General features: G+C 25.6%; 33 protein-coding genes. 20 read left to right on the forward strand and 13 right to left on the reverse strand.

Annotated elements, in window-relative coordinates; genetic code table 11:
• From I4U66_RS02255 to I4U66_RS02265, 3 genes are all read right to left on the reverse strand, one after another.
• On the reverse strand, positions 1–714 hold the full coding sequence (locus I4U66_RS02255) for an acyl-[acyl-carrier-protein] thioesterase (RefSeq protein ID WP_195236964.1): 714 nt from the start codon (positions 712–714) through the stop codon (positions 1–3).
• Between the two features lie 326 nt (positions 715–1,040).
• Positions 1,041–2,015 carry an arsenic resistance protein gene (locus I4U66_RS02260; RefSeq protein WP_195928368.1) on the reverse strand — a complete coding sequence of 325 codons (975 nt, stop codon included), beginning with the start codon at positions 2,013–2,015 and terminating at the stop codon, positions 1,041–1,043.
• 122 nt (positions 2,016–2,137) lie between these two features.
• Positions 2,138–2,617, reverse strand: coding sequence for a PTS sugar transporter subunit IIA (locus I4U66_RS02265; RefSeq protein ID WP_195928369.1), 480 nt, complete (start codon positions 2,615–2,617; stop codon positions 2,138–2,140).
• A 421-nt stretch (positions 2,618–3,038) separates the two neighbouring features.
• Here I4U66_RS02265 and licT point away from each other — a divergent pair, with 421 nt between their 5' ends.
• The 5 genes from licT to I4U66_RS02290 all read left to right on the forward strand — a co-directional run bounded on the left by licT (position 3,039) and on the right by I4U66_RS02290 (position 8,209).
• On the forward strand, positions 3,039–3,872 hold the full coding sequence (gene licT, locus I4U66_RS02270; protein ID WP_195928370.1) for a BglG family transcription antiterminator LicT: 834 nt from the start codon (positions 3,039–3,041) through the stop codon (positions 3,870–3,872).
• 115 nt (positions 3,873–3,987) lie between these two features.
• Complete coding sequence (locus tag I4U66_RS02275; RefSeq protein WP_195928371.1) at positions 3,988–5,538, forward strand: PTS transporter subunit EIIC; 1,551 nt, start codon at positions 3,988–3,990, stop codon at positions 5,536–5,538.
• Positions 5,539–5,571: 33 nt separating this feature from the next.
• The gene (locus tag I4U66_RS02280) at positions 5,572–6,918 is read left to right on the forward strand and encodes a 6-phospho-alpha-glucosidase (protein ID WP_195236973.1); all 1,347 of its coding nucleotides are present in this window, start codon (positions 5,572–5,574) and stop codon (positions 6,916–6,918) included.
• A gap of 352 nt (positions 6,919–7,270) precedes the next feature.
• A complete protein-coding gene (locus tag I4U66_RS02285) occupies positions 7,271–7,459 on the forward strand; it encodes a hypothetical protein (RefSeq protein ID WP_195928372.1) in 189 nt (62 codons plus the stop codon).
• Between the two features lie 156 nt (positions 7,460–7,615).
• A complete protein-coding gene (locus tag I4U66_RS02290; RefSeq protein ID WP_195928373.1) occupies positions 7,616–8,209 on the forward strand; it encodes a GNAT family N-acetyltransferase in 594 nt (197 codons plus the stop codon).
• Positions 8,210–8,377: 168 nt separating this feature from the next.
• On the opposite strand, the gene I4U66_RS02295 is transcribed toward I4U66_RS02290, so the two are convergent.
• A complete protein-coding gene (locus I4U66_RS02295) occupies positions 8,378–8,812 on the reverse strand; it encodes a type II toxin-antitoxin system HicB family antitoxin (protein WP_195928374.1) in 435 nt (144 codons plus the stop codon).
• A gap of 257 nt (positions 8,813–9,069) precedes the next feature.
• Between I4U66_RS02295 and I4U66_RS02300 the strand changes: the two genes are divergently transcribed.
• Positions 9,070–10,038 (forward strand): hypothetical protein, encoded by a 969-nt coding sequence (locus tag I4U66_RS02300; RefSeq protein ID WP_195928375.1) that lies wholly within the window; start codon positions 9,070–9,072, stop codon positions 10,036–10,038.
• A gap of 18 nt (positions 10,039–10,056) precedes the next feature.
• Here I4U66_RS02300 and I4U66_RS14975 read toward each other — a convergent pair whose 3' ends face one another.
• Genes I4U66_RS14975 through I4U66_RS02315 form a run of 3 tightly spaced genes read right to left on the reverse strand, consistent with a single transcriptional unit; the run spans position 10,057 to position 10,704 of the window.
• Complete coding sequence (locus I4U66_RS14975; RefSeq protein ID WP_092926520.1) at positions 10,057–10,209, reverse strand: YvrJ family protein; 153 nt, start codon at positions 10,207–10,209, stop codon at positions 10,057–10,059.
• Between the two features lie 13 nt (positions 10,210–10,222).
• Positions 10,223–10,450 (reverse strand): DUF2922 domain-containing protein, encoded by a 228-nt coding sequence (locus I4U66_RS02310; protein WP_195928376.1) that lies wholly within the window; start codon positions 10,448–10,450, stop codon positions 10,223–10,225.
• Between the two features lie 29 nt (positions 10,451–10,479).
• Positions 10,480–10,704 (reverse strand): DUF1659 domain-containing protein, encoded by a 225-nt coding sequence (locus I4U66_RS02315; protein WP_166505127.1) that lies wholly within the window; start codon positions 10,702–10,704, stop codon positions 10,480–10,482.
• A gap of 120 nt (positions 10,705–10,824) precedes the next feature.
• Between I4U66_RS02315 and I4U66_RS02320 the strand changes: the two genes are divergently transcribed.
• The 10 genes from I4U66_RS02320 to I4U66_RS02365 all read left to right on the forward strand — a co-directional run bounded on the left by I4U66_RS02320 (position 10,825) and on the right by I4U66_RS02365 (position 16,580).
• Entirely contained in the window at positions 10,825–11,106 is a 282-nt protein-coding gene (locus tag I4U66_RS02320; RefSeq protein ID WP_195928377.1) for a Mor transcription activator family protein, read from the forward strand.
• Positions 11,107–11,811: 705 nt separating this feature from the next.
• Complete coding sequence (locus I4U66_RS02325) at positions 11,812–12,126, forward strand: hypothetical protein (protein WP_195236980.1); 315 nt, start codon at positions 11,812–11,814, stop codon at positions 12,124–12,126.
• A gap of 230 nt (positions 12,127–12,356) precedes the next feature.
• A complete protein-coding gene (locus I4U66_RS15005) occupies positions 12,357–12,695 on the forward strand; it encodes a DUF3796 domain-containing protein (protein ID WP_195928452.1) in 339 nt (112 codons plus the stop codon).
• A gap of 5 nt (positions 12,696–12,700) precedes the next feature.
• Entirely contained in the window at positions 12,701–12,904 is a 204-nt protein-coding gene (locus tag I4U66_RS02335; protein ID WP_166505131.1) for a helix-turn-helix transcriptional regulator, read from the forward strand.
• Positions 12,905–12,948: 44 nt separating this feature from the next.
• Positions 12,949–13,038 carry a cold-shock protein gene (locus I4U66_RS02340; RefSeq protein ID WP_195928378.1) on the forward strand — a complete coding sequence of 30 codons (90 nt, stop codon included), beginning with the start codon at positions 12,949–12,951 and terminating at the stop codon, positions 13,036–13,038.
• A 97-nt stretch (positions 13,039–13,135) separates the two neighbouring features.
• On the forward strand, positions 13,136–13,447 hold the full coding sequence (locus I4U66_RS02345) for a hypothetical protein (protein WP_195928379.1): 312 nt from the start codon (positions 13,136–13,138) through the stop codon (positions 13,445–13,447).
• Positions 13,448–13,546: 99 nt separating this feature from the next.
• Positions 13,547–14,161 (forward strand): hypothetical protein, encoded by a 615-nt coding sequence (locus I4U66_RS02350; RefSeq protein ID WP_195928380.1) that lies wholly within the window; start codon positions 13,547–13,549, stop codon positions 14,159–14,161.
• Positions 14,162–14,777: 616 nt separating this feature from the next.
• Positions 14,778–15,329 (forward strand): CPBP family intramembrane glutamic endopeptidase, encoded by a 552-nt coding sequence (locus I4U66_RS02355; RefSeq protein WP_195928381.1) that lies wholly within the window; start codon positions 14,778–14,780, stop codon positions 15,327–15,329.
• Between the two features lie 342 nt (positions 15,330–15,671).
• Complete coding sequence (locus I4U66_RS02360; protein ID WP_195928382.1) at positions 15,672–16,202, forward strand: GNAT family N-acetyltransferase; 531 nt, start codon at positions 15,672–15,674, stop codon at positions 16,200–16,202.
• 165 nt (positions 16,203–16,367) lie between these two features.
• Positions 16,368–16,580: a hypothetical protein gene (locus I4U66_RS02365; RefSeq protein ID WP_092926504.1), complete on the forward strand. Its 213-nt coding sequence runs from the start codon at positions 16,368–16,370 to the stop codon at positions 16,578–16,580.
• A gap of 175 nt (positions 16,581–16,755) precedes the next feature.
• Here the strand turns inward: I4U66_RS02365 and I4U66_RS02370 are convergent, their stop codons facing one another.
• Both I4U66_RS02370 and I4U66_RS02375 read right to left on the reverse strand, forming a co-directional pair.
• The gene (locus I4U66_RS02370) at positions 16,756–17,034 is read right to left on the reverse strand and encodes a hypothetical protein (RefSeq protein WP_195928383.1); all 279 of its coding nucleotides are present in this window, start codon (positions 17,032–17,034) and stop codon (positions 16,756–16,758) included.
• A 30-nt stretch (positions 17,035–17,064) separates the two neighbouring features.
• On the reverse strand, positions 17,065–17,913 hold the full coding sequence (locus I4U66_RS02375; RefSeq protein ID WP_195928384.1) for a CPBP family intramembrane glutamic endopeptidase: 849 nt from the start codon (positions 17,911–17,913) through the stop codon (positions 17,065–17,067).
• Positions 17,914–18,565: 652 nt separating this feature from the next.
• Here I4U66_RS02375 and I4U66_RS02380 point away from each other — a divergent pair.
• The 3 genes from I4U66_RS02380 to I4U66_RS02390 all read left to right on the forward strand — a co-directional run bounded on the left by I4U66_RS02380 (position 18,566) and on the right by I4U66_RS02390 (position 20,168).
• On the forward strand, positions 18,566–18,784 hold the full coding sequence (locus I4U66_RS02380) for a hypothetical protein (protein WP_166505138.1): 219 nt from the start codon (positions 18,566–18,568) through the stop codon (positions 18,782–18,784).
• A 216-nt stretch (positions 18,785–19,000) separates the two neighbouring features.
• Entirely contained in the window at positions 19,001–19,675 is a 675-nt protein-coding gene (locus I4U66_RS02385; RefSeq protein WP_195928385.1) for a YczE/YyaS/YitT family protein, read from the forward strand.
• A complete protein-coding gene (locus tag I4U66_RS02390; RefSeq protein ID WP_195928386.1) occupies positions 19,665–20,168 on the forward strand; it encodes a GNAT family N-acetyltransferase in 504 nt (167 codons plus the stop codon). The genes I4U66_RS02385 and I4U66_RS02390 overlap by 11 nt, the downstream gene beginning before the upstream one ends.
• 236 nt (positions 20,169–20,404) lie before the next feature.
• Here I4U66_RS02390 and I4U66_RS02395 read toward each other — a convergent pair whose 3' ends face one another.
• The gene (locus I4U66_RS02395) at positions 20,405–20,884 is read right to left on the reverse strand and encodes a hypothetical protein (RefSeq protein WP_195928387.1); all 480 of its coding nucleotides are present in this window, start codon (positions 20,882–20,884) and stop codon (positions 20,405–20,407) included.
• 266 nt (positions 20,885–21,150) lie between these two features.
• Here I4U66_RS02395 and lepB point away from each other — a divergent pair, with 266 nt between their 5' ends.
• Entirely contained in the window at positions 21,151–21,687 is a 537-nt protein-coding gene (gene lepB / locus I4U66_RS02400; protein WP_195928388.1) for a signal peptidase I, read from the forward strand.
• A 376-nt stretch (positions 21,688–22,063) separates the two neighbouring features.
• On the opposite strand, the gene I4U66_RS02405 is transcribed toward lepB, so the two are convergent.
• From I4U66_RS02405 to gltS, 3 genes are all read right to left on the reverse strand, one after another.
• Positions 22,064–22,447 carry a hypothetical protein gene (locus I4U66_RS02405; RefSeq protein ID WP_195928389.1) on the reverse strand — a complete coding sequence of 128 codons (384 nt, stop codon included), beginning with the start codon at positions 22,445–22,447 and terminating at the stop codon, positions 22,064–22,066.
• A 122-nt stretch (positions 22,448–22,569) separates the two neighbouring features.
• Positions 22,570–22,890: a hypothetical protein gene (locus tag I4U66_RS02410; protein ID WP_195236993.1), complete on the reverse strand. Its 321-nt coding sequence runs from the start codon at positions 22,888–22,890 to the stop codon at positions 22,570–22,572.
• Between the two features lie 219 nt (positions 22,891–23,109).
• Positions 23,110–24,354: a sodium/glutamate symporter gene (gltS, locus tag I4U66_RS02415; protein ID WP_330617291.1), complete on the reverse strand. Its 1,245-nt coding sequence runs from the start codon at positions 24,352–24,354 to the stop codon at positions 23,110–23,112.
• Positions 24,355–24,453: the final 99 nt, after the last annotated feature.

Genomic DNA, 24,453 nt, shown 5'->3' on the forward strand with positions numbered 1-24,453 from the left:
CTATGACAATTCTATTATAGCATTTATCTTATCTTCGGTCTTTGCTGTAATAATATGCTTATTGTTTTGCTCTTCATAATAACATTCAATCTTTTCGCCATATAATATTTCTTTTTTGTATACTATTCTTATATTGTCAAAAACTTTATTCTTATAAATATCCTCTGGTAAAATTTCATAGGCCATATCTAGATAGCTTAAATTATGCATATGTTCATTTATATCAATGTCTCTTCTTTGAATATAGTAGTCCTTTTTGAAAAGGTAATCTTCACATTCAATATCTTCTATTTTTTCTGGAAATACATTTTTATCTGTTTCTGATTCATATAAATCTGCAATATCTGCTGTAAGTCTTACTGGTCTCCTTCTATCTGTATCAACAAATATCCATCTTGATGTTCCAATTGCAATTATATTTCCTTCTTTATCCTTAAGCTGAAAATCACGATATGCATAGAGTCTTTCTACTTTTCTTGACCATGTTTCTGCCTTTATATCATCATTATATTTAGGTCTTTTTATGACCTTCACCTTCCAATCCAAAAGCATCCATACTCTCTTTTTAGTTTCTATTTCTAAAACTCCATAGCCTACAGATGCACTGTGAAGCCCTGCTACGTCTTCCATTATTGTAAGAAGTGCTTTATTAGTCGCTTCATTATTTATTCCTATATCTTCTAAACCAATTTTATAGTTACTGCAGTATATCATAAATATTCACCTTTCTATTTAATATATCTATTTCTAGCTTAATTTCACATTATAATAATTGTGACCTAAGTAGTATTATACATAATATTCAATTACCTTCCAATCACAAAATGATTTCATTAAATTTGTAAATTTTATTATTAAGTATAGTTAATTCAATAAGATGTTGTTTGAGAAATAAAAATAAGTTTTTTTCATAGGTTTCAATAAATAAGATGTTGATAAAGCTATTAATGAAGTTTATGGTAGCATTGAAACTATTAAACTTAATATGTATTTTATATAGATATAAAAGCTAAGGAGGAACGATTCGTTCCTCCTAGCTTTTAATATATATTTTTTGCATTTATTTTATTGTTAATATTTAATAATATTTTAGATACTAAAAACAACACAGGCAATTCTATTAAAGGGCCTATTACAAGTGCTAATGATATTAAAGGTTCATTAGGAAAGGCTGAAACTGCTATTGCAAGTGCTATAGGTGAGTTTCTAGCTAAAGTAGTTAAGCTTAAAGCAACATTATCCTCTTTACTTAATTTTATTTTTCTACCAACAACTTGTCCAATAACTAAGTTAATTATAAAAAATAGTAGTACTGGTAGTAAAAGCTGTAAAAGCACTTGAGGATTTTTAAGTAATACTTTACCTTGAGATGCAAACATTGAAATTATTGCTAAATTTAAAAAATAACCTTGGTAATCACAAGCCTTTGGAGATATATTTTCTTCAAAATAACTTAAACCTTTTTTATTAATTGTAATTTTTCTAAAAATAGTAGCTAATAAAAGAGGTATAAATAAGCTTACAACCATTCCTTGAGTAAGGCTTAATGCATCTATGTTTACACTTGAGCCTCCAATTAAAAATACATACACAGGAAGCAGTAGTAATTGAAGCATAAAGTTTAGTGGTAAAATTGATGCTCCTAATGCAACATTACCTTTTGCTATAGCTGTAAATATTAAATACCAATCAGTACAAGGTGTTACCATAAGCATTATAAATCCAATTAAAAGCTCTGGACTATTTTGTAAGAAAAATTTCCCTAAAAAGAATATTAAAATAGGTGTCCATACAAAATTTATAAGTATTGCTGTTAATGTAAACTTTATATTTTTAAATGATTTTGTAATATCTTTTAATGGTATTTGTATAAATACTAAAAATAACATTATTATCAAAGAAGGCATAATTAAATATTCAGAATAGGTTTGTATAATATTTATTTGCCCGAGTATTATTCCTATTAAAACCATCAATAATATAATCAAACTTTGAAATTTATTAATATTGTCCATTTTAAACCTCCTTATATATTTACAATTTTATAGATATTTATTATCAATTGCAACTGTTTATTAAGAAGAATTAAAATATAAAAAATGGAAAAATAAAAGAGGAACGATTCGTTCCTCTTTATCTAAAGTTTATATTCAATTATATTATCATCACCATGTTTAACATCTGATCCAATCATAGGATTAAGTTCTTTTAATGCATCATTATTAGTAATTATTACTGGAGTAATTAAAGATATATTATTATCAATAAAAATTTGCCTATTAAGCTCTAAAATAGGAGTACCAGCAGTAACTTTATCACCAACTTTACGTAAAAGTTTAAATCCTTGTCCTTTTAGAGTAACTGTATCAATACCAACATGAACTAACAATTCTAAACCATCATTACTTTTCATAGCAAAAGCATGATTAGTATCCATTATAAGTTCAATTGTACCATCACAAGGAGCAACTACAACATCTCCAGTAGTATCAATAGCAACTCCATCCCCTAACATTTTATTTGAAAAAACTTCATCTGGAACATTACATAAATCTATAACTTTCCCTGATATAGGTGCTTTTAAAGCCAAATTTTTCTTTTTAAATATACTAAACATAAGTTAGTTCCTAAAGTAGGAACCTCACCATCCTTTCATATTATAATTTATAAAAAATATATATTATTTTATTTAATAATAAAAAAAGGCATAAGTTTATCAAATAAACTTATGCCTGATTTAACAGTAACACGTTTATTTAGATTCTAGCAAATATATGTAAAAATTGTCAATTGAATAAATAAAAATAAATTTAAGAAAATTCTATAAAAATATATTGACAATGTTTTCCTGTGGCATATATAATATAGACATAATAAAAAGTTAAAATACGAAAAAGGATTGTTACTTTTAGAAGGCAAAACCTATATTGAGTCGCGATATTACGTTAGACTTGGTATAGATTTTTTTATTTTAATGATAAATGTTATATAGTTAAAAGACATCCGAGTTTATAGACTTATGAATTAGGGGGGAAAATATGATTATAGACAAGATTGTTAATAACAATGTTGTAACCGTACTTGATTCCAAAAGTAAAGAAGCAGTTGTTATGGGAAGGGGTATAGGTTTTAAAAAAAAGCCAGGGGACCTTATAGATAAAGATAATATAGAAAAAATATTTACTATGGATAATCCTTCAAAAAATCAAAAATTAATAGAACTATTAGAAAATACACCAAGTGAGTATCTTTTAATAACAGAGGAAATAGTAAAGCATGCTCAAGATGTATTAGGGAAAAAATTAAATTCATCTATATATGTACTTTTAACAGATCATATAGTATTTGCAGTAGATAGATTTAAAGAAAATATTGTACTTCAAAATCCTATGATTTGGGAAATTAAAACATTATACAAAGATGAATATAGATTAGGACAGTGGTCTATTAATTTAATTAAAGACAAGTTAGACATAGAACTTCCTGAGGATGAAGCAGCATTTATAGCACTTCATATAGTTAATGCATCTCTTGGAGAAGAAATGTATAACACTATGAATATAACTATATTAACAAAGGATATATTAAAAATTATAAAAACTCATTTTAATTTAGATTTTAATGAAGATTCACTTGATTATATAAGGCTAGTAACTCATTTAAAGTTCTTTTCTCAAAGAGTATTTAAAAAAGAACAGCTAAAATTAGAAGATGACGATATATATAATATGATTGTAAGTAAGTATAAAGAAGAAAAAAATTGTGTAGATAAAATATCTAAATACACAGAACGATCATTTAATTATACCCTTTCAAAGCAGGAAATAATATATTTAATATTACATATAAAAAAAGTAAGTAGTAAAAATTAATAATACGATGGATTGTTACTTTTAAATAAGGCAAGACCTAGATTATGACTTTAGATAGTTGTAGTTTGGTTCTTGCCTTATTTATTTATGAAAATAAAATTAGGGGGACTAAAATATGAAAGAAAAAATTCTTAAGATAACAGAAGGTTTTTCAAAGGCTATGGTACAGCCACTTATGTATTTAGCTATAGTAGGTCTAATAACTACATTTGGGGTTTTAATAGTAAACCCTACTATAAGTAATTTTATACCATTTCTAAAAGCTGCACCATTTCAAATGTTAGGGAATATATTATATTCATCTATGATGTTTATAATAGAAAACTTAGGTATTATATTTGCAATAGGAATAGCTTCAGCATATGCTAAAAAAGACAAGCATAGAGCAGCACTTATATCATTAATGATATATTTTACATATCTAAAATCAATGAACACAATGTTAAGTATGATGGGGAAATTAGTAGATCCTCAAAATCTTATGGGTTCAGGACAAGCATTAGTTTTAGGAGTTCAAGTATTAGATACGGGAGTATTTATAGGAATATTAATAGGATGTTTAGTAGGATTTATATATAACAGAACTTGTGATAAAGAGTTTAAAGGTGCAATGCAGATGTATTCAGGTACAAAATTTACATTAGTAACACTTATACCAATAGCAATATTTTTAGGAGTAGGTTTGACATTTGTATGGCCATCAATTCAAGGGGTAATATCTAAAACAACTGGATTTATATCAGATTCAGGAGCACTTGGAATGTTTACTTATGGATTCTTAGATAGAATATTAGTACCAACAGGTCTTCATCACTTAGTATACACACCACTTTTATTTAGTGACTTAGGTGGAGTTATAGAAGTTGGTGGTAAAATATATGCAGGTGCAATGCCAATAGCAATGATGGAAATGAATAATCCAGAAATTACGAAATTCTCAACATCTATAATATACCAAGCGACATCAATATCTAAGATGTTTGGATTAGTTGGTGCTTCTCTTGCAATGTATCATTGTGCAAAGCCTGAAAATAAGCAAAAAGTAAAATCAATATTACTTCCAGCTACAATAACTTCAGTACTTGTTGGAATAACAGAACCACTTGAATTTGCATTTTTATTTGCAGCACCAATACTTTTAGTAGTACATGCTTTACTTACAGGTTTAGCACTTGCTACACTTTACGTTTTAGATGTTACTTCAATTGCTGGGGGCGGAATAATAAATGTAATAATAATGAACTTAGCAGCAGGAGTAGATAAAACTAACTGGCCAATTTTCTTTGCAGTTGGTATAGCTCAACTTGGTCTTTACTACGCTTTATTTAGAGTATTAATAAATAAATTAAATTTAAAAACTCCAGGAAGAGAAGATAAAAAAGAAAGTAAAGAAGAAAAGCTAAATCAAGTAAATAATGATATAGATGTATCCTATATAGTTGATGGATTAGGTGGAATAGATAATATTGTTAATGTTGATAACTGTTTTACTAGATTAAGAGTTGAAATAAAGGATGAATCTTTAATAAAAGATGATTTAATAAATAAAGTTGAAAATAGTGGAATAGTTAAAAAGGGTAAAAATATCCAAATAATATTTGGTCTTCAAGTATCATCTGTAAGACAATTAGTGGATAAATACTTACAAACAATAAAAGCAAGCTAATGTATTAAATTAATATAAAGGGAGGAATTAAATATGAAAATAACAATAGTAGGTGGGGGAAGTACATTCACTCCAGGAATAGTAAAATCAATAGTACTTAGAAATAAGGATTTAAAAGTTGATGAAGTAGTTTTATATGATATAGATAAAGAAAGACAAGATAAAGTAGGGGTAATAGTTGATTATATAATAAAAGAGTGTAATGTAGATACTAAATTAACATTATCAAATGAACCAGAAGAAGCATTTAAAGATGCAGACTTTATATTTGCTCAAATGAGGGTTGGTAAATATGCACTTAGAGAACAAGATGAAAAAATACCTTTAAAGCATGGATGTGTAGGTCAAGAAACTTGTGGAGCTGGTGGTCTTGCATATGGACTTAGAACAATATTCCCAATGATAGAAGTTATAGACTATGCAAATAAATATGCTAAAAAAGATCACTGGATATTAAACTACTCAAATCCAGCTGCAATAGTATCAGAAGCTTGTAGAAGATTAAGACCAGATGCAAGAATAATAAATATATGTGATATGCCAATAGCTATACTTGACCAAATAGGACAATGCCTAGATATAAATGCTCATGAAATGGAGTATGATTACTTTGGACTTAACCACTTTGGATGGTTTACAAAGTTAGAGTATCAAGGAAGAGATATACTTAAAGAGGCAAAAGACTATGTAATTGAAAATGGAACATTATTATCAAAAGATATAATACAAAAGATAGAACAAGCAAAAGAAGCTGGAATAAGACACAATGATGCTTCTTGGTTAAAAACTTGGGCTAATATGAAAACAATGGTTGAATTAATGCCTGAGTATTTCCCAAACAGTTATCTTCAATACTACTTATTATCAGATCTTGTAGTATCTCAATCTAACAAAGATAGAACTAGAGCAAATGAGGTAATGGATGGGAGAGAATCTAATCTATTTAAAGGTGTTGAAAAGTATTTAGAAACAGGAGAAATGGACAAAAAGACATTCTATCATGGTGAACATGGTAACTTTATAATGGACTTAGCTGTTGCACTTAAAAATGATACAGGTAAAAAGTTCTTAGTAATAGTAGAAAATAAAGGTACTATACCAAACTTACCATATGATGCTATGGTTGAAGTGCCAGCATATATAACAAAGGATGGTCCACAAGTTATATCTAGAGAGCCAATAGGAGATTTCTATAAAGGATTAATAGAAGAACAATTAGCTTCAGAAAAATTATTAGTAGAGGGAGCTATAACTGGTTCTTATCAAAAAGTATTAGAGGCATTTATAGTTAATAAGACTATAGGTTCTGCTCATACTGCAAAAGCTATATTAGATGATATGATAGAAGCTAATAAAGATTTCTGGCCAACATTAAAATAATAGATAAAAAAGGGAATGTATTTCATTCCCTTTTTTATTTTATATGTTTAAAAGAGATGTTGTTTTTTAAATGTATTATACTAATATTAAGCTATAATATAAGTATTCAAAAATTGCAGGGGATATTTTATAGAAGCCATTACGAAAGATATAGTTGATGATGAATTTCACAACAAAATAGACAAAGAGTTTTTAGAAAGTCAAAAGGCAAAATGTTATACGTTAACTAATCCACCAGTAGAAAAAGCAACCCAAGGGATACTTAGCAATTATAAAGTAGTAAAAAAAGGAATTTTATACTTTGCTGATTACTATGGCGATGGATAGTAAATATGAGATAAGGGGTGATAGTTTGGATAAAAAAATACTATATTCATTATTAATTACTATAGGTATAGTTTTGGTATGTTTGTTTGTTGTAAATATGATTTTAAATTCTGTATTAGGAGAGCTTGGGATATATGTATCAATGTTTGCAACTATAATATTTACCATAATTTATTGTACTCAACTAATACTTAGTAAATTAGATAATAAATAAAGAGTGTAAAAAGGTTATAAATATGAATGTTCACGAAAACATCTATTTTTATGTACACTAATTTTCTTATAAGTTATTAAAGGATATTAAATTAATATGTAAAATTTTATGTAGCAGTGTTTATTATAAAATTTTTATTAAAAGGGGATAAGCAAAGTGATTAATAGCAAAAATTTAATAATAAGACAATTGGAACTAGGAGATGAAGAATACTTATATAAATGGTGGAATGATGGAGATATGATGGAACATGCTACTCATGTATTTGGAACTTTACAGAGTAAAGAATCGATAAAGAAGAGCATTTTAAAAGATATTGAAGATACAACAATGTTTCCAAATTCTAAAAGATTTATTATTTGTAAAAAAGATACTTTGGTTCCGATAGGGGAAATAAATTACTGTAATTGGGATAGTAGGAATCAGAAAGCTGAGTTAGGCATAAAAATATGCAATATTGAAGAGCAAGGTAAAGGTAATGGAGTAGATGCTTTATATCACTTTATAGATTTTATGTTCAAGTTCTTAAATATAAATAAAATAGAGCTGACTACTATGAGTGATAATAAAAGAGCACAACAATTATATAGAAAATTAGGCTTTAAAGAAATTGGTATAATTAGAGAGGCTTATTTTGATAGTCGATATGGTAAGTTTGCAGATGTAATATATATGGATTTATTAAAAAAAGATTGGGATAATTTAAAAAGTGACATACTTAAATTTGAGAGAATTGAAGAATTCATATAACAGAAAAAATAAAAAGCTGGCAGGAAAAAATCCTACCAGCTTTAACACAGAAAACAAATTTAACACAGAAAGGTATCTGTATTAAAATTGAACATTTAACATTATATCATAAATTTTATAAAAAGTATAATAAGAATAGTGAATATATTTTTAAAAATTATTTAAATATTAATACTTTTCTATTATTCCAAGTTCTTTTTTTAAAGCATCTTGTAGTATTTGAGAAAAATTTAAATTTTGTTTCATAGCTTCTATATTTAACCATTGTGGAATAGTTAAAGTTTTCTTTATAGATATATTATCAAAAGCCTTTCTCACTCTAGGCATTATTGCATTTACAGACATTAAAAACTCATTATCATTTAACTTATCTTTATATTCAATAGGATTTATTGGATCTGGTAAATCTTCATTGTCTTTTTCTCTTCCATATATTCCAAATTCTAAGCATTCAGTTATATTTCTTAAGAGTTCTTCTAAGTTTTCACCATCTGTATATACTTCACCGAAATTTGGGACATATGCTGCATAATATTTATCAGGACGTGAATCATCTTTTTCTAAAGATACTACGGCTATATAAGTATAAAAATCTTTTTTCATTTTTTATTTTCTCCTTTGATAATAATTGGTTTGTTAATATAAAGAAAAATAGACTTAAGATAATTTTTTAATTTATTATTTATATATAAAATAACACGTATTTGAATACGTGTAAATAGGTAAATACAAAATAATCCAATATATAAATAATTATATTTTTAGTTGTGATTTATTTATTTTTATAAATTTAATAATAAATTTAATTCTATTTGTTAAACATAGTAATGAACTTACTAAGAAATGAAAAGAGGACAGCTATGTTTAAAATCAAAGTTATATTTTTAATTACAATAGCACTAATAAGCACACCTATAATAGGAATATGTGAAGGAAAACATGATAAATTAACACTAGGTGGAAAATATATAAAAGAAAGAAAAGTAGAAGATGAACATGATGTTGATAATAGTGAAGAACATTATAGCCTAGAAAGATTTTTTAGACCATCTAATATGCCTATATTAAACGATAGAATAGAAACTTCACTTTACGATATCTATAATGGCAAACCTTCTGATGTAAAATTACCTAAAAAGCTTTTAAAAAATCCAAGGGACACTATAATAAACTATTTTAGTGTTTTAAGAGAAGCAGCAAATCCTACTAAAAGCACAAACACTGGATGTGGTACATTAGGTGAAGCAAAGGGTCCTTATCCTGTTTCATATAACTTTTTATCAGACTCTTATAAAGAAAAATATTCATATAAAGATTATTTAAAATCATTTGAAAACAAGCTACACATTAATTTAATAAAGCTAAATGAAGTTCCACCAAGTGAAAATAATCCTAATGAAATTAAGTACTTTGTTGAACTAGAAGTAATAGAAGGCTCTAAGGAGCAAAAGGGATTATTTACATATTATTATGGATATATTTATTTAGATAAAGAAAATGGATATTATAAAATTAAAGATATAAAATATACAGCTGAAAACTATTTGTGTGCACCTTATCATGGATGGTCATATGATGCAAGGAGTCTTGTTGCCATTGAGTATGGAGATTGGTGTTCTTTAGTTAGTGGTGATATAGATGTTAAGGAAGAAGGATATGAAAAGAGAGTTTATTTTAATGATAAAGATGGAAATGAATACTATGTTTTATTTTATCAGTTAACTAATGGTGTTGATATAAAAATAGCTGATTATAAAAAAGGTAAAGATGGCAAATGGGAATTAATTTATATTTACCCTGAAAAATGCCTAGAGAAGAAAAAGAATTAAAATAAAAAGGGATGAAATTCATCCCTTTTTTATACTTAATATATTGTTAGATAAATTATTAATACTATCAGTAAGATTTAATAGCTTTCCTTCAATTCGTATAAGTAAATACATAGACAAAGTGATAGGAAATCCAATATTAGATATTAAAGTTTGTATATCAAATTCCATAATATTACCTATATTATAATACTAAATCGTATTCAGTAGTGCCAGTCTCAACAACTTTAGCCTCAACTAAAGAATCTAAATCCTCACCATTTACCTTAAATATATTTTTAGATAATATAGTAGTCATAGCTGTTTTTATTTCAGATTCAGTTAAATTTTCTCTAGGGTCATCAACTGATATAGATATTTTTTTACCAGATAAAGTTTTAAAAGACATAATTAATTTTTTCTTGATTTCCATAGCATACCTCCTTAAAATTATAATTAATACTAAGCTGATAAAGTATTGTTATCAACTTTAGCCACTTCAAGTAATGTTTGATTTTGAAGTGATGATAATATAGTACCTACATCATATACATCTTGATCAGTTGCATCTGGATTTACATTTGAGTAAGACTTTGTTCTTACTACTGTTTTACCAGTTTCATCATCTTTTCCACAATCAAATCTAAGCTTTAAATATGATGGATTTTTAGTTATAGTTACTGCCATTTTCATTCCCCCTTTAAATTTAAACTATAAGTAACTTCCCTTACTTATAATTAGATAATACTTAAGATTAAACACATGTAGTTAAAACATAAGTGTACAAATTTTGTTTAGGAGGAAAATATGAAGATAAAAAATGAAGATGTTAGTGAAAGATTAGAGGTGCTACTTGAAATAGTAGGTAAGGAGAAGTTTTTAGAAATAGCTAGAATGTATGGAGGAAGTAATGTTTATATACCAACATATACTAGCGCTATAAAAAATGCTAGAAATAGAGAGATTATAAAAAAATACAATGGGTTTAATGTAAATAATTTAGCTAGAGAGTACAATATGAGTGTTACTCATATAAAAAGAATACTAAAAGAAGATATAACAACAGCTAAATTAATTAGACAAAGCTAATTAAATAAAGGGGGATTTATATTAAAGAATTATTATTTAATGAAAATTTAAGAGCTCTTGGGATTACTGAAATTAAGGAAAAAGAATTAGCAGATGCTACAATAACCCTACTTGGTCATGAAAGACTACTAACGGCATCACTAGCGTTAGCATACACAGGATATGATGTTTTAACTAATAAGGTAAATTTATAATAAAGTATTTATTAAAATTATTGGAGACTAATAAAATAGGTTTAAGATTTAATGAAGGAAGGGATTCAAAATAACATGTAATCCCTTCCTTTTTATATTTATATACTAAGTTTTACTTGTTTTAAAATTGTAACGAGTCGTACCACTATACGTATAACCAATCGTTAACAAGTAGTGAAAAAAATTAAAACGACTCGTATTAAAATATAGGACAAGAAAAAGAAGAAGAAAAAGAATAAGATAAAGAAGAATAATAAAAAGAAGAAGTAAGTAATGTAGATTTAATTTGCTTATTAATATAAATAACTAGTTTATTTAATGAACACTAAATTGATAAATAATGGATGTAAAGTTTAAGTATGCTTTATCTAAAAAATTTTGAACTATTTTGTACTTGGTAAATAATTCAATAAAATGTATAATATAATCAAAGTTAGTAACTGTAATTTAACGTCAATTATTTTTCGTTAAACAAATACATAAGTTAGAAAGCTAGGGGGTAAATATCATTATGGGTTATGGTCTGTTAAATAGGGGAAGCTTACTATTTGGAGTGATTGCTGTTATACTTCCAATAATTAATCTTATGAGGGAGAATAAGTCTATTAATAAGAATTGGAGTATTTTCTCTATAGCTAGTGCTAGTGCATGTGCTATTTCATTATGTATGCAAATTTTCTACATAAGTCATTTAGTTAATATAGAGGACTGGACAGCAATGATGGATACTTTAAGTACAGTAGCACTTGCATCAGCATTACTTCTTGTAATTACAATTACACTAAATGCTATTGTTTGTTCTATATATTGTAAAATAAAATCTTAAATTTAGTAAAAGATGCACCTTAGTATTTTAATATATTGAAATAACTAAGGTACATCTTTTTTTATCTATAATTTATCACAAAGTTGGCTAATATAGCCAAATATTAAAATATATATTTTTTACTTTAGTCATAATATAAAAATCAATGTGATATATATGTAATATAGAGATATAAATATATCACATATATGAAGGGGGATTTATTTATGAAAGAGTTAAACTAGTATTCAATTTTTTTTGCACTTTTTGGATTTTTAGGTTTTAAAGAATTAAACGGTGACCCACTAGGACTTATATATTTTGCCTTCTTTGGTCAATTAGCTAATTATTGGTGGTACAAGCTAGGTGATTGTGAAGATGAGAGATTAATTTACAATAAACATAGAGCAGCTTCTATAGTATTTCCTGCATGTTTTGCTATAGCAATTGTATCAAGTGTATTAATTCAGTTATATACAGTAGATGTACTAACACTTTATAGACTACAAATATTAATAGTAGCACTTACTTTTGCAATATCAATGAATTTATGGGCATTTTTAACTTACAAATTTGATTTAGGGAAGTAAAAAATATGGCAAAGTTTATTAGTAATTTAAAGAAATATCGTCAATTTAATGAGTTAACTCAAGAAGAATTAGCTAATAAAGTTAGTGTTAGAAGAGAAACTATAGCTCGCTTAGAAAATGCAAAATACAATCCTTCACTTGAATTAGCTGTTAGAATTTCAAGGGAGTTAAATACTCCCATTGAAGAATTATTTATTTTTGAATTTTAATAAATTTAGAGAAATCTAGAAATAGGTGTACAGGGGTATTTTTTATGAATAACGGAATAGTAAAATGGTTTGGCAATGAAAAAGGATTTGGTTTTATATCAGTAGATATACATAAAAAACACAAAAATGACTAGAATTTCATAATTAGAAATTGCTAGTCATTTTTTGTGAATTTAATTTATTTATGGTAAAATTAGTAAATAAGCTAACTTGAATGGAGTGAATTCAGAAATGAGTAAGTATAAAGACTGGAAGATGATAGATTGGATTATAGCAGGAATTTTAGCTTTCTCCTCTGTATCAGTACCTAATTGGATTATAGACCACAATCTATATGTGGTTCCTATAATGGCAACAGTTTATGATTACCCATATAATATTCCTATAATGGTAGCAGGTGTATTTTTAATATATTGCTTTTTATCAGTAATATATTGGATAATAAATAAAAATATAAATATGGTAATTCATTATTGCTTAATAGCAATCACATATATAACAATTCCTATGCTATATGTTATTGCATATAACTCGGGTGTTTAAAAAACTTAGTAAATAAAATAACTATTCCCTGAAACTAAAGTAAGTAGTCTTAAAATTTTACTTTAGAGACTAGTTATATATATATATGGAGGCTATCACATGATAAAGGCGAAAAACAAACGGTTTATTCTTTTGCTAGGGTTATCAATTCTTCTTATTTCTAGTGTATATGTATATAAACATGCTATTTTTGAAAGAAGTTCTATAACAGAAGTATTGGAAACTTTTATCAAAGATGATTACAATTATAATGGAGGAAAAAATGATTTCTCAACAGTTGGAAATGAACAATTAAAGAAATATCTATTAGCAAGAAATACTGTAAAAGCTACTAATAATAAAACAAATTATACAAAAGTACTTTCTCAAAATTTTAAATTTGATTATGGAAACTTTGTGAGCTCTGGAAACTGTGTAAAAATTAATGTTTATATAGAGGAATATTACTCTTTTAAAGATGAAAATACTAGGGAAATATATGAAGCCGGGGCAGGAAATGATTATGTAGTATATCTTTCAAAAATAAATGGGAAATGGAAAGTCATGTCTGCAACAATTAAAGTTAATGCTGATGCAGTAGATGATGAATTTGATGTAAATAAAGAATTAGGTTATGAAGGAAAGAAAAATCAAAAAAATGTTGAAGCAAATCTAAATAAAATGCTTGATAGGCTTAACTATTTAAAAGACATATATTCTAAACCTCTAAAATAGAATGTTTAAGTATAAATCAGATAATCTATATTTATTTAATTATAATTTTTAATACATAAAATAAATCACTAATCCCGAAATTTAGATTTTCGGAATAGCTGTATATACAAAAGAGTATATCCTTTGAAATAACTATATTTCATTAGATATACTCTTTTGTATTTTTTTTAAAACTATATTAACTTTATTTTTCAAAGACTTTACTTTGCAATGCTAAATATAGAAAAATATACCATAATATTTTAGTTTCTAATGTCAATTCATTCTAATTATAAAATATAATCTTGTAATTGCATAAAACCTATACTTTCCCAATTTTAGAATAGTTACTTAAAGATATAAAGTCAGTACTTTGATTAACATTGTAAATACTCAAAATGCTGACTCTACCCATAGATAAACTAAATACAATAGTGTAAATTTAAGCGAATATCTCAGCATAGAGATGCTCCTATTTTTGAATTTTTCAAATATTTTTAGTTCTTAGGAATCTAATTTTATATGTTACTATATAAGACCTTTTTCTTCTATCGGTTTTTGTAAGGAAGGATGGATAAAAAAATACTTAATTGGCTTTACAGTAGGCGCTATATTAACTGTTTCAGAAATAGCTTTATTGTATTCTTTTGGACTGATAAGTGTAAATCATAATCCTAGCCAACCAGTAGGCTTATCTGCTATAAAGTATATAAGTATAATACTAATTGGATGGATAGTTCAAAGTTCTGCCGAAGAAATTGTAACTCGCGGATGGCTTATGAATGTTTTAAGTGCTAAGTACAATGTATGGGTTGGTTTAATTGTATCATCTACTTACTTTGGATTTATGCATTTACTTAATCCAAATGTTAGCTATATAGCGGTTATAAATTTAGTTTTAACAGGATTTTTATTTGGACTTTATGTTCTAAAAACTAATAACCTTTGGGGGGCTTGTGGCATTCACTGTTCATGGAATTTCTTTATGGGAAATATATTTGGGTTTGAAGTTAGTGGAACTAATACTTCTGTTGGTACACTATTTGATTTAAACCTGGTTGGAAATCCCTCATTGTCAGGTGGACAGTTTGGACCTGAAGGAGGTATTTGTGAAACTATTGTAATAATTGTAGCTATAATAGTCATTATTTATTTAGATATGAAAAAGTTTTTTAAACAATGTGCATAAAATTTTATCTAATACCATAAACAGAGGTTGCCTTAAAATTATATAGAAAACTGATTATTTTAATTAGTTTGATCAATTGTACTTATTGTACTGGCTTTGTTTTAAACCAATGTTGATTTTATAAATTATTTTAACAACAAAAGCAGGAGTATAACCCCTGCTTTTAAATTCGCATTATATAATAATTGTATATTTATTTTAATAATATCATTTTCAATATTAATTTAAAACATAGCTATTTGATTAAAGAGCAAAACTGGTAAAATTATTAAATCTAGGGGGAGATTTATGAATAAAAAAAGAAATATTGTAGACTTAATATTTTAATAAGGGGATTAGAATATGAATTTTAAGAATTTAGAAACCAATCGATTATTGTTAAGAAGCATATCAAAGAATGATTCATCAGATATATTTAACTACCTATCAAAAGATGAAGTGACTAAATACCTAGGAAAAACATCACTTAAATGTGAAAATGAGGCTAAAATATTAATTGATAAAATTTTAAAAGCTAGTTCAGAAAGTAATGGTATGAGATGGGGAATTGTTCTTAAGGAAAATAATAAATTAATTGGGTTAGCAGGGTATAATAGCATAGATTTTAAAAACAAAAAATGTAATTTAGGATATGATATAGATAGTGCTTATTGGCGCAATGGCTATGGAATGGAAGCTGTTAGTGAAATAATTAGATACGCATTTTATGATTTAAATTTGCATAGGATAGAAGCTGAAGTTGTTATAGGGAATAATTCATCTTCTAACTTATTAACAAAGCTTGGATTTAAAAAAGAGGGAATGCTTAGACAAAGTATGTTTAAAGAAGGCGTCTTTTTGGATGTGGAAATATTTTCGTTAATTCAAGAATAGATTCATTGAATTAGTTTAAATTTATAAGGGCTAGATTTAATTTATTTAATTATTGGAAAAAAATTCTAAAAAGTATATAATATAAAAAAGCAACAATTACTATATATCAAAAACTATATAAGTAATTCTTAAAATTTTTAACAAAAGGGTATGGGGAGATAGACAGTGGAAGAACAAAATCAAATAATAGAGCAACTTAAAGATATATCTAGTGAAATATCTAATTTGCAAAATAGTGTAGACAATGTAAATAATAGTATAAATAATTCAGGTGGAACAGGGATTATAGGTATTTTAATTCTAATATTATTAATTTCTATAAATGATAATTTACGTAAATTAACACGGGCAATAAAAGATAATAAAAATAATGTATAATTTATTAGCATAATAAATGTCTTTTTTATTAAATTCAGACCTCATTAGAATTTTGTATTATAAATAAGAAAAAAATGGCTAGAACTATTTGAATTATCAAAAGTCTAGCCATTTTTATATACTTTAGTTTAAATATGTTAAGATTCTTTACTTAATCTACTCAATAAATTGGTAATTATTTTTTTAAAAATGTAGGTTTTAGCAATAATTGAGCTGATATCATAAAAATAGCTAAAGATATAAAACTTGGTACAACTCCAGATAAATTTGGGGGTAATTTGGTAAATACAGGCTCCATTAATAATATTGTTCCAAGAACTGCTATGCCTAAGCCTATATAAGAAATTACTCCATATTTTTTTATGTATTTTCCATCTTTATAATTTTTTACAATAAAATAAAGTCCCACAACAAAGAGTAAAGTACCAAGAAACACCATAATCCATAATAACATGATAAAATACCTCCCACCGTAAATTTATAACTAATTATCTATAGCTAGCTTGTTATTTTTTTCTTGTAATTGTTTTATGTAGCTCAGCCCTTTTACAATACAATATAATCCTAAACAAATGTATGCAATTTTAATTATTATATTACTTGGTACTGGTATAAATATAATTAAATTATTTATAAAATGAGCGAAAATAGATAGTTTCATAGATTTTGTATAATAATAAATATATCCTAGTATTACTCCTAATATAAAGGCATTTATCCCTTGAGGTATATTTAAATGTGCAATGGCAAATATTATCGCAGAATATATTATAGCTTTTTTATGATTTATTTTATATTTACTTAGAAATCCATTTAATAATATTCCCCTAAAAAACAGTTCTTCAAATATAGGTGCTTCTATAAGTGTTTGTAAAAATAACATTAAACTTAGTACAAAAAATTCTATACCACTAGAATTTTCAATAATAAAATCAATAGTTTCATCAGGTATAGGTCCTTCAAACTGTGTTAATACTTCAAACAATACAGCCTCTCTAATTAAAATATACCCTATTATTATTAAACAAATATGTAAATAATCTTTCTTGTTAGGTTTAAAATTATTGTTATTTATTTTAGTACTACCTTTTTCGGTAAATATATGCCCTGCCAATATTACCATAGCTATACTTATAGATACTGTTAATATCATTACAAGTATAATATTATTTCCAAAAGACATGTTTGGATTTATTAAAACACTGATAAAAACTGATAACAAACTTATTATATTTTGAACTAAAATATATATAGCTATAGCAAAAAGTGATTTTAATAAAGATATTGGTTTAATTTTTATTTCATTTTCATATATTTGCTTTAAATTATACATCTCCACCCCTTAAATTATTTACCCACATATATTATTTACAATTTATAACAATTTCAAACTTTAGTTATATTATACATAATATTTAATCGTTTTCCTATTACAAAATGGTTTCATTAAACTTGAAGTAAAGTATCTTGATTTAAGTTAGCTAAAGAAATTAAATGGGTATTTTTTTGCATAGCATATTGTATATAAAGAGGACAAAAATTAGCCTTCTTTAATAATATTTATAAGATTATTAACAAAATTTTATTTAGTAGATTTATTAGAGAATTTAATGATAAAAATTTAAAAAAAATATTGACAAATTAATTGAAAAATATTATCATTTAATTAGAAAGTTTGATAAAGATAATCAATTTCCTTTAATGGATATATATACTTTGGTGAGGAAGTAGCCAAACTATAATAAATCCTTAAACCCTTAATTATGTATTCAAATTATGTATTCAAAAAAGTATCTTAATTTTTAAGATACTTTTTTTGTGCATATAAACTAGTTAAATTTTAAAAATAGGTAAAATAATTATGTACCATAATTTAATATTATTGGTGTTTTGATTTAAATAAAATTATAGAAAATTAATCTATTGATAGTACAATATTATTAAAGATAAAAGCTAGTAAAATTATTAAATCTAGGGGGAGATTCATGAACAAAAAAAGAAATATTGTCTTAAGGATATGTTTTTTATTGGGAATAGTAGGAATGGTTATGGTATATATGAAGGGTAATGATGGGAAAAAAATAAAGAGCTTAAAACAAGTGTATTTTGAAATGATAGAAGATGATATAAAAGGAGAAAAAATTACTTCAGATGAAGTGATGAAAAATATTGAAAATACTAAGGTATGTTTACTTTTATCATAATATTATCACAAAGTTAGCTAACACATAGCCAAAAAGAAAAATAAACAGACTTGAATAAGAAAATAAAGAACTTAAAGAGTAGATTAAAATTAATTATGATGATATATATAAACAGTTATAATATAATTATATCATAGAGATATATTAAAAAAAGGTATTGGAGAATAGTTAAAAATAATAGTTAAAGTTCAGCTATTATTTTTTAGGAGATTAATTATGAAAAGAATATTAATGCTTTTTCTAAGAATGTTATCAGGATTTTTATTATGTGCACTTTCTACTGTACTGTTAATAAAATCAAATTTGGGTTTGAGTCCATGGGATGTTTTTCATCAAGGTTTGTCTAATTTAGTTGGCCTTACAATCGGTCAGGCAAGTATAATTGTCGGTCTATTAATTGTAATTATAGTTAGTATATTAGGTATAAAAATAGGATTTGGAACATTAGCAAATATGATTATGATTGGATGTTTCATAGATTTAATAATCTATATAGATATAATTCCTACAAGTGCTAATTTATTTTACGGCGTATTACTTATGATAGGAAGTATGTTTGTTAATGCAATAGGAAGTTATTTATATATAGGGTGTGAAATGGGATGTGGTCCGAGAGATGGATTAATGGTAGTCTTAGTAAAGCTTACATCAAAGCCTGTAAGTATAATAAGATTTTTTATAGAAGGTCTGGCTCTAATAACTGGATGGATATTAGGTGGGACTGTTGGACTGGGTACTTTATTAACTGTATTTGGGATAGGTTACTGTGTTCAAATGATGTATAAAGTATTTAATTTTGATGTTAAAAATTTAAATCATAAAGATATAAAACAGTGTTTTGCATTTGTTAAAGAATGCGTAACTGACAAGGAGGATATTAGTGAAGTTTAGAAAATCAAAAACAAATGATGTAAAAAGTATAATGAAAATTATCAATCAAGCCCAAGAATTCTTTAAAAATAAAGGAATAGACCAATGGCAAAATGGTTATCCAAACGAAGATACAATTATTGGGGATATAAAAAATGTTGAAAGCTATGTACTAGAAAAAGATGGTGAGGTTGTTGCTACTTCAATGGTAACATTTAAAGGAGAGCCAACGTATGACTCTATCTATGATGGAAAGTGGCTAAGTAACAATAAATATGCAGCTATCCATAGAGTAGCTGTAAGTAATAACCACAAAGGGTTAGGTCTATCAACTGAGATCATTAAATGTGTAGAACAACTTTGTGTAGATAGTGGTGTACATAGTATTAAAATTGATACACATGAAGATAATATTCCTATGCAAAGGGTACTTAAGAAAAATGGATTTAAGTATTGCGGAATAATATATGTAGATGATTCAAGTAAAAGAATAGCTTTTGAAAAATTGTTATAGTTTAATTTATTTGATAATTATGCAATTTCTTTAGTAGTTTCTAAATTTAGGTTTAGATAATAATTTTATAAAATAAAGTAATTTAAAAAGTCGTACATGAAAATAAATATAATAAAGAATTCTAATTTAAAAGGACCGTATAACGGTCCTTTTAATCATTGTATTTTTCAACATTATAATTAAACATAGCATAAAAGTTTAGATTATTTATCATAGTAATAGATCTACTTTTTATATTATTTAAAATATTTTCCGTAAGGCGTAAAATGTTTTAATTCTTCAATTACTTCATCTAAAGGATTCTCGATTTTTTCAATATCATCTCCAATAAATTTTGATAAATAATTAAATAATAGTTCTCCATTTCCATCCATTATAAAACTAGATAAATTATCTCCATCTTCGCTTTCTAAAACAATAATTATTAATTTTCCAGTACTTATTTGATATTCATAAGATGAGCAATCTATATCTTTAACATTTTCGCTTAAATGATTTATAGTTATTTGTATTTCTGATTTTTCATTTTCACTTAATAGTGATTGAATGAAATCTAAATCACTTATTTTATATATTATTGAATTGTCATTTAACTCAATAGTAGAAAGATTTCCACTTAAATTTAAAAGATCTTCTTTAGTAATTTGTTGAGCTTTAAACTCATCTGCTAAACATTTTGAAATGTCTTTTATTTTACATTTATTCCCTATATTCATCAATATTACCCCCTTATATTTTATTATAAATTATACTACATTATGTTAATTTGATATGTATATTTTTGATATTATATTGTGCAATATAAGTTTCTTTTGTAGTAACATATCTAGTATTGCTTTATCCCTATGTTTACCAAGGCTATAGAAGAATGACTCATAAAGAACTTAAAAGGCCTTATAAAGAATATATTGGAAAAAATTCTGTATTTTAATTGTATTTTTATATATAATTATCCTAGAATTATATTAGGGAGGGGTTAATTTTGAATAAAAAAGTAAAATATGAGATATTAGAATGGATTAAAACCATATTTTTTTCGTTAGTTCTTGTAATAGGAATAACATTTATAGTTCAACCAACTATAGTTAATGGACAGTCTATGTATCCAACATTAGAAAATAAAGATTATTTATTTGTAAATAAGTTAGCGTACAAAGTTGAAAGTCCTAAAAGAGGGGATATAATAGTTTTTAATACTAAGTTAATTGACCCAAAAAGTAATAAGGAAAAAAACTTAGTAAAAAGAGTAATTGCATTGCCCGGGGAACATATAGTCATAAAAAATAATGAAGTTTATATAGATGGTGAGCTTTTAAATGAAAGTTACATAAATGGTGTATATACATCTGGTGATATAGATATTATAGTACCTGAAAATCACATATTTACTATGGGTGACAATAGACCATATAGTGGAGATAGTAGAAATAGTGAGGTAGGGACTATATCTTTAGATGATGTTGTTGGTAAAGTTTCAATACGTTTATATCCTTTTGATAAGTTAGGAGCGGTTAATTAAATTAGTATATATAAAATAAGGTTAGAAGTATTTCTAATCTTATTTTATGGTGTCATATTAATTATGAACTTATAGAGTAATAATCAAAAATTATTACTCTTATTTTTGTTACCTAGCAGGGGGTGGTGGGAATTGGATTAGGACTAATTGGATATCTTTTAGGTAAAACATTTTTTAAGAGTAAGATAAGTTTTAATAAATAATAGATTGTGAAATAAGGGAGTATTAATTTATGTATGTTTATTTACTAAGATTATTTAATAGTATTGTTAGTATTTATGAAATCATCTATCTTGGTGTATACTTTTTTAACTTTATATAAACTAATGAATAATGGTATAATACCTAATACAATCTTTATATAAGTATAATTTTATTAAAAAAATATAAAATAGAAAGCTAAAGCTATCGCATATACACATTGAAAAATAGCCATAGTTGATATATATTTTTTAGTGCTTTCACTTTCATCTTTATCACTTAAAAATTTTAAAGCATATTTAATTCTAATCCATTCAGCTATTAAAGCGACTATAATTATTAATAAAGAAAAATAAGTATTTTTATTTAGAGGAGAAGTTATTAAGATAACTAGTATTATACCTAATATAAAAAATCTTCTTGAAAATTCTAAATTTTCAATTTCTTCTAAAAGTGCTTTATTTGGTTTAAACTTCTTTTCTGATATATAATTCCCTAAAAACATAATTATTAAAATCATAAATGGAATAACTAATTTAAAATTAATAACATTATCCATAATATATCACCCCCTAATTAACCAAATAATTGTTATATATTAAATGATAACTTACACCTATTATAATAACTAAAAAGAATGGCAATTTTGATATTCTTTTATACTGTGTATTGTTTTATATATTACTTTATCCCATTATGATCTTTTAACGCATATTCAATAACATTATTATTAAAACATATATCCTTGAATGAAAATAAAAAACCTATAATTAAACCAGCTATAATATCACTATCATTAAATATAGGTAAAATAAAAATTATTATTAAAAATAATATATTTGCAATTATTCCTAATCTACGTTTCTTTTTTTCACTTAAATTATTTATTTTTATTTGTACTCTTTGAAATAATTGTGGTTTGATATGATTTAACTTATAAAATAAAAAACTAAATAATAGTGTTGATAAATATGCCCATATTACAAAAATTATAAATGACATTATGTTTTCCCCCTAATATATACTTTCATATGAAATTCCAATATATCCTATATAATTATACATTATAAATTAGTGATTTAGAATTACAAAGGAAAAACCGTATCACAAGAAGTGATACGGTTTTTATTATATATATTTGAAATAAATATACAATTATTTTAAATACATTATTTTTATATATTCTAATATCTTATACATTATTTTTGTAAATAAATATGTTTATAGTAGATTCATAAAAGTCGTTATAACTGCTGAGTTTATAAATTCTATAAATAATGCTCCAACTAGTGGTAATATGAAAAATGCATTAGGTGCTGGACCATATTTAGAAGTTACAGACTCCATATTTGCTATTCCATTTGGTGTAGCTCCAAGACCAAATCCACAATGTCCTGCTGCAAGCACTGCTGCTGTGTAATCTTTTCCCATAACGTTAAATGTAACAAAGTAGGCAAATAGTATCATTAATAATGTCTGTAAAGTTAGTAGTATTAGTATAGGTATAGCTAGGTCTACAAGCTCCCATAATTTTAAGCTACACATAGCCATTGATAAAAATAATGATAAACATATTGAACCTATACATTCTAATTCATTGCTTGATACATTATGTATCCCTTTTGCATCTGAAATATTTCTCATAATAGCTGCTACAATCATAGAACCTATATAAGATGGCATTGTTATACCTATATATGAAAATAAGCCTGATACTATAGTCCCAAGTCCCATAGCTATTATTATTTGTATAATTGAGCTTGTCAATTTACTTTCTGAAAGTTTTCCTATAGATATTTCATTGTATGATACTTCTTCATTTACGTTTGTTGATACTAATTCTTCTTTTACTTCTATTTCCTCTGGTTGAAGATTATGTTTTTTAACTAATCTATTTGCAAGAGGACCACCTATAATACTTCCTGATACTAATCCAAATGTAGCACAGGCCATAGCTATACTAAGAGCACCTTTAAGTCCATTTGCTTCAAGAAGAGGTCCAAATGCACCAGAAGCTCCATGACCACCTGTCATAGAAACAGAACTTGAAACAAGTCCTAATAGTGGGTCTACACCTATTAACTTAGCAGAGAAAACACCAACTATATTTTGAGCTAATATCAATAATACTGATATAATTAAAAACTTAATTACTTGTGTTCCACCTTTTTTTAAGACTTTCATACTTGCAGTGAATCCAACCGTTGTAAAGAAGGCTGTCATTAATATATTTTGTAGCGTTGTATCAAATACTATCGTAATTATTCCTGTTTGCCTTAATATAAAGGCTATTACTGCAAAAGAAAATCCTCCTACAACTGGTGATGGTATACAGTATTTATTTAATATAGAGATTTTACTTTTTATAAAAGACCCTATTAAAAGTACAGCAGTAGTAAATGCAATACTTTGAATTATATCTAAATTTAGGGTCAGCATTTTTAATTCATTTGAAAATTGAAACATAAGTTTACCCTCCTTAATATAAATTTAAATTTTAAACATCATAATGAATAATTTAGAAACTTAAATTCTTATGATTTTATTTTCTGATAATTGAGAGTA

The sequence above is a fragment of the Romboutsia sp. D33t1_170424_H2 genome, assembly GCF_015669105.1.
Taxonomy (GTDB): Bacteria; Bacillota; Clostridia; order Peptostreptococcales; family Peptostreptococcaceae; genus Romboutsia_C; species Romboutsia_C hominis.

What these genes read in the sequence shown, in the direction of transcription:
- I4U66_RS02325 (WP_195236980.1), top strand. Translation starts at nt 11,812, where the DNA reads ATGGGTTATGGTCTGTTAAATAGGGGAAGCTTACTATTTGGAGTGATT.
- I4U66_RS02380 (WP_166505138.1), top strand. Translation starts at nt 18,566, where the DNA reads ATGAACAAAAAAAGAAATATTGTCTTAAGGATATGTTTTTTATTGGGA.
- I4U66_RS02300 (WP_195928375.1), top strand. Translation starts at nt 9,070, where the DNA reads ATGTTTAAAATCAAAGTTATATTTTTAATTACAATAGCACTAATAAGC.
- I4U66_RS02345 (WP_195928379.1), top strand. Translation starts at nt 13,136, where the DNA reads ATGAGTAAGTATAAAGACTGGAAGATGATAGATTGGATTATAGCAGGA.
- I4U66_RS02260 (WP_195928368.1), bottom strand. Translation starts at nt 2,015, where the DNA reads ATGGACAATATTAATAAATTTCAAAGTTTGATTATATTATTGATGGTT.
- I4U66_RS02395 (WP_195928387.1), bottom strand. Translation starts at nt 20,884, where the DNA reads ATGAATATAGGGAATAAATGTAAAATAAAAGACATTTCAAAATGTTTA.
- gltS (WP_330617291.1), bottom strand. Translation starts at nt 24,354, where the DNA reads ATGTTTCAATTTTCAAATGAATTAAAAATGCTGACCCTAAATTTAGAT.
- I4U66_RS14975 (WP_092926520.1), bottom strand. Translation starts at nt 10,209, where the DNA reads ATGGAATTTGATATACAAACTTTAATATCTAATATTGGATTTCCTATC.
- I4U66_RS02295 (WP_195928374.1), bottom strand. Translation starts at nt 8,812, where the DNA reads ATGAAAAAAGATTTTTATACTTATATAGCCGTAGTATCTTTAGAAAAA.
- I4U66_RS02350 (WP_195928380.1), top strand. Translation starts at nt 13,547, where the DNA reads ATGATAAAGGCGAAAAACAAACGGTTTATTCTTTTGCTAGGGTTATCA.
- I4U66_RS02335 (WP_166505131.1), top strand. Translation starts at nt 12,701, where the DNA reads ATGGCAAAGTTTATTAGTAATTTAAAGAAATATCGTCAATTTAATGAG.
- I4U66_RS02410 (WP_195236993.1), bottom strand. Translation starts at nt 22,890, where the DNA reads ATGTCATTTATAATTTTTGTAATATGGGCATATTTATCAACACTATTA.
- I4U66_RS02255 (WP_195236964.1), bottom strand. Translation starts at nt 714, where the DNA reads ATGATATACTGCAGTAACTATAAAATTGGTTTAGAAGATATAGGAATA.
- I4U66_RS02375 (WP_195928384.1), bottom strand. Translation starts at nt 17,913, where the DNA reads ATGTATAATTTAAAGCAAATATATGAAAATGAAATAAAAATTAAACCA.
- I4U66_RS02275 (WP_195928371.1), top strand. Translation starts at nt 3,988, where the DNA reads ATGAAAGAAAAAATTCTTAAGATAACAGAAGGTTTTTCAAAGGCTATG.
- I4U66_RS02315 (WP_166505127.1), bottom strand. Translation starts at nt 10,704, where the DNA reads ATGGCAGTAACTATAACTAAAAATCCATCATATTTAAAGCTTAGATTT.
- I4U66_RS02370 (WP_195928383.1), bottom strand. Translation starts at nt 17,034, where the DNA reads ATGTTATTATGGATTATGGTGTTTCTTGGTACTTTACTCTTTGTTGTG.
- I4U66_RS02405 (WP_195928389.1), bottom strand. Translation starts at nt 22,447, where the DNA reads ATGGATAATGTTATTAATTTTAAATTAGTTATTCCATTTATGATTTTA.
- I4U66_RS02340 (WP_195928378.1), top strand. Translation starts at nt 12,949, where the DNA reads ATGAATAACGGAATAGTAAAATGGTTTGGCAATGAAAAAGGATTTGGT.
- I4U66_RS02360 (WP_195928382.1), top strand. Translation starts at nt 15,672, where the DNA reads ATGAATTTTAAGAATTTAGAAACCAATCGATTATTGTTAAGAAGCATA.
- I4U66_RS02265 (WP_195928369.1), bottom strand. Translation starts at nt 2,617, where the DNA reads ATGTTTAGTATATTTAAAAAGAAAAATTTGGCTTTAAAAGCACCTATA.
- I4U66_RS02385 (WP_195928385.1), top strand. Translation starts at nt 19,001, where the DNA reads ATGAAAAGAATATTAATGCTTTTTCTAAGAATGTTATCAGGATTTTTA.
- I4U66_RS02320 (WP_195928377.1), top strand. Translation starts at nt 10,825, where the DNA reads ATGAAGATAAAAAATGAAGATGTTAGTGAAAGATTAGAGGTGCTACTT.
- licT (WP_195928370.1), top strand. Translation starts at nt 3,039, where the DNA reads ATGATTATAGACAAGATTGTTAATAACAATGTTGTAACCGTACTTGAT.
- I4U66_RS02280 (WP_195236973.1), top strand. Translation starts at nt 5,572, where the DNA reads ATGAAAATAACAATAGTAGGTGGGGGAAGTACATTCACTCCAGGAATA.
- I4U66_RS02310 (WP_195928376.1), bottom strand. Translation starts at nt 10,450, where the DNA reads ATGGAAATCAAGAAAAAATTAATTATGTCTTTTAAAACTTTATCTGGT.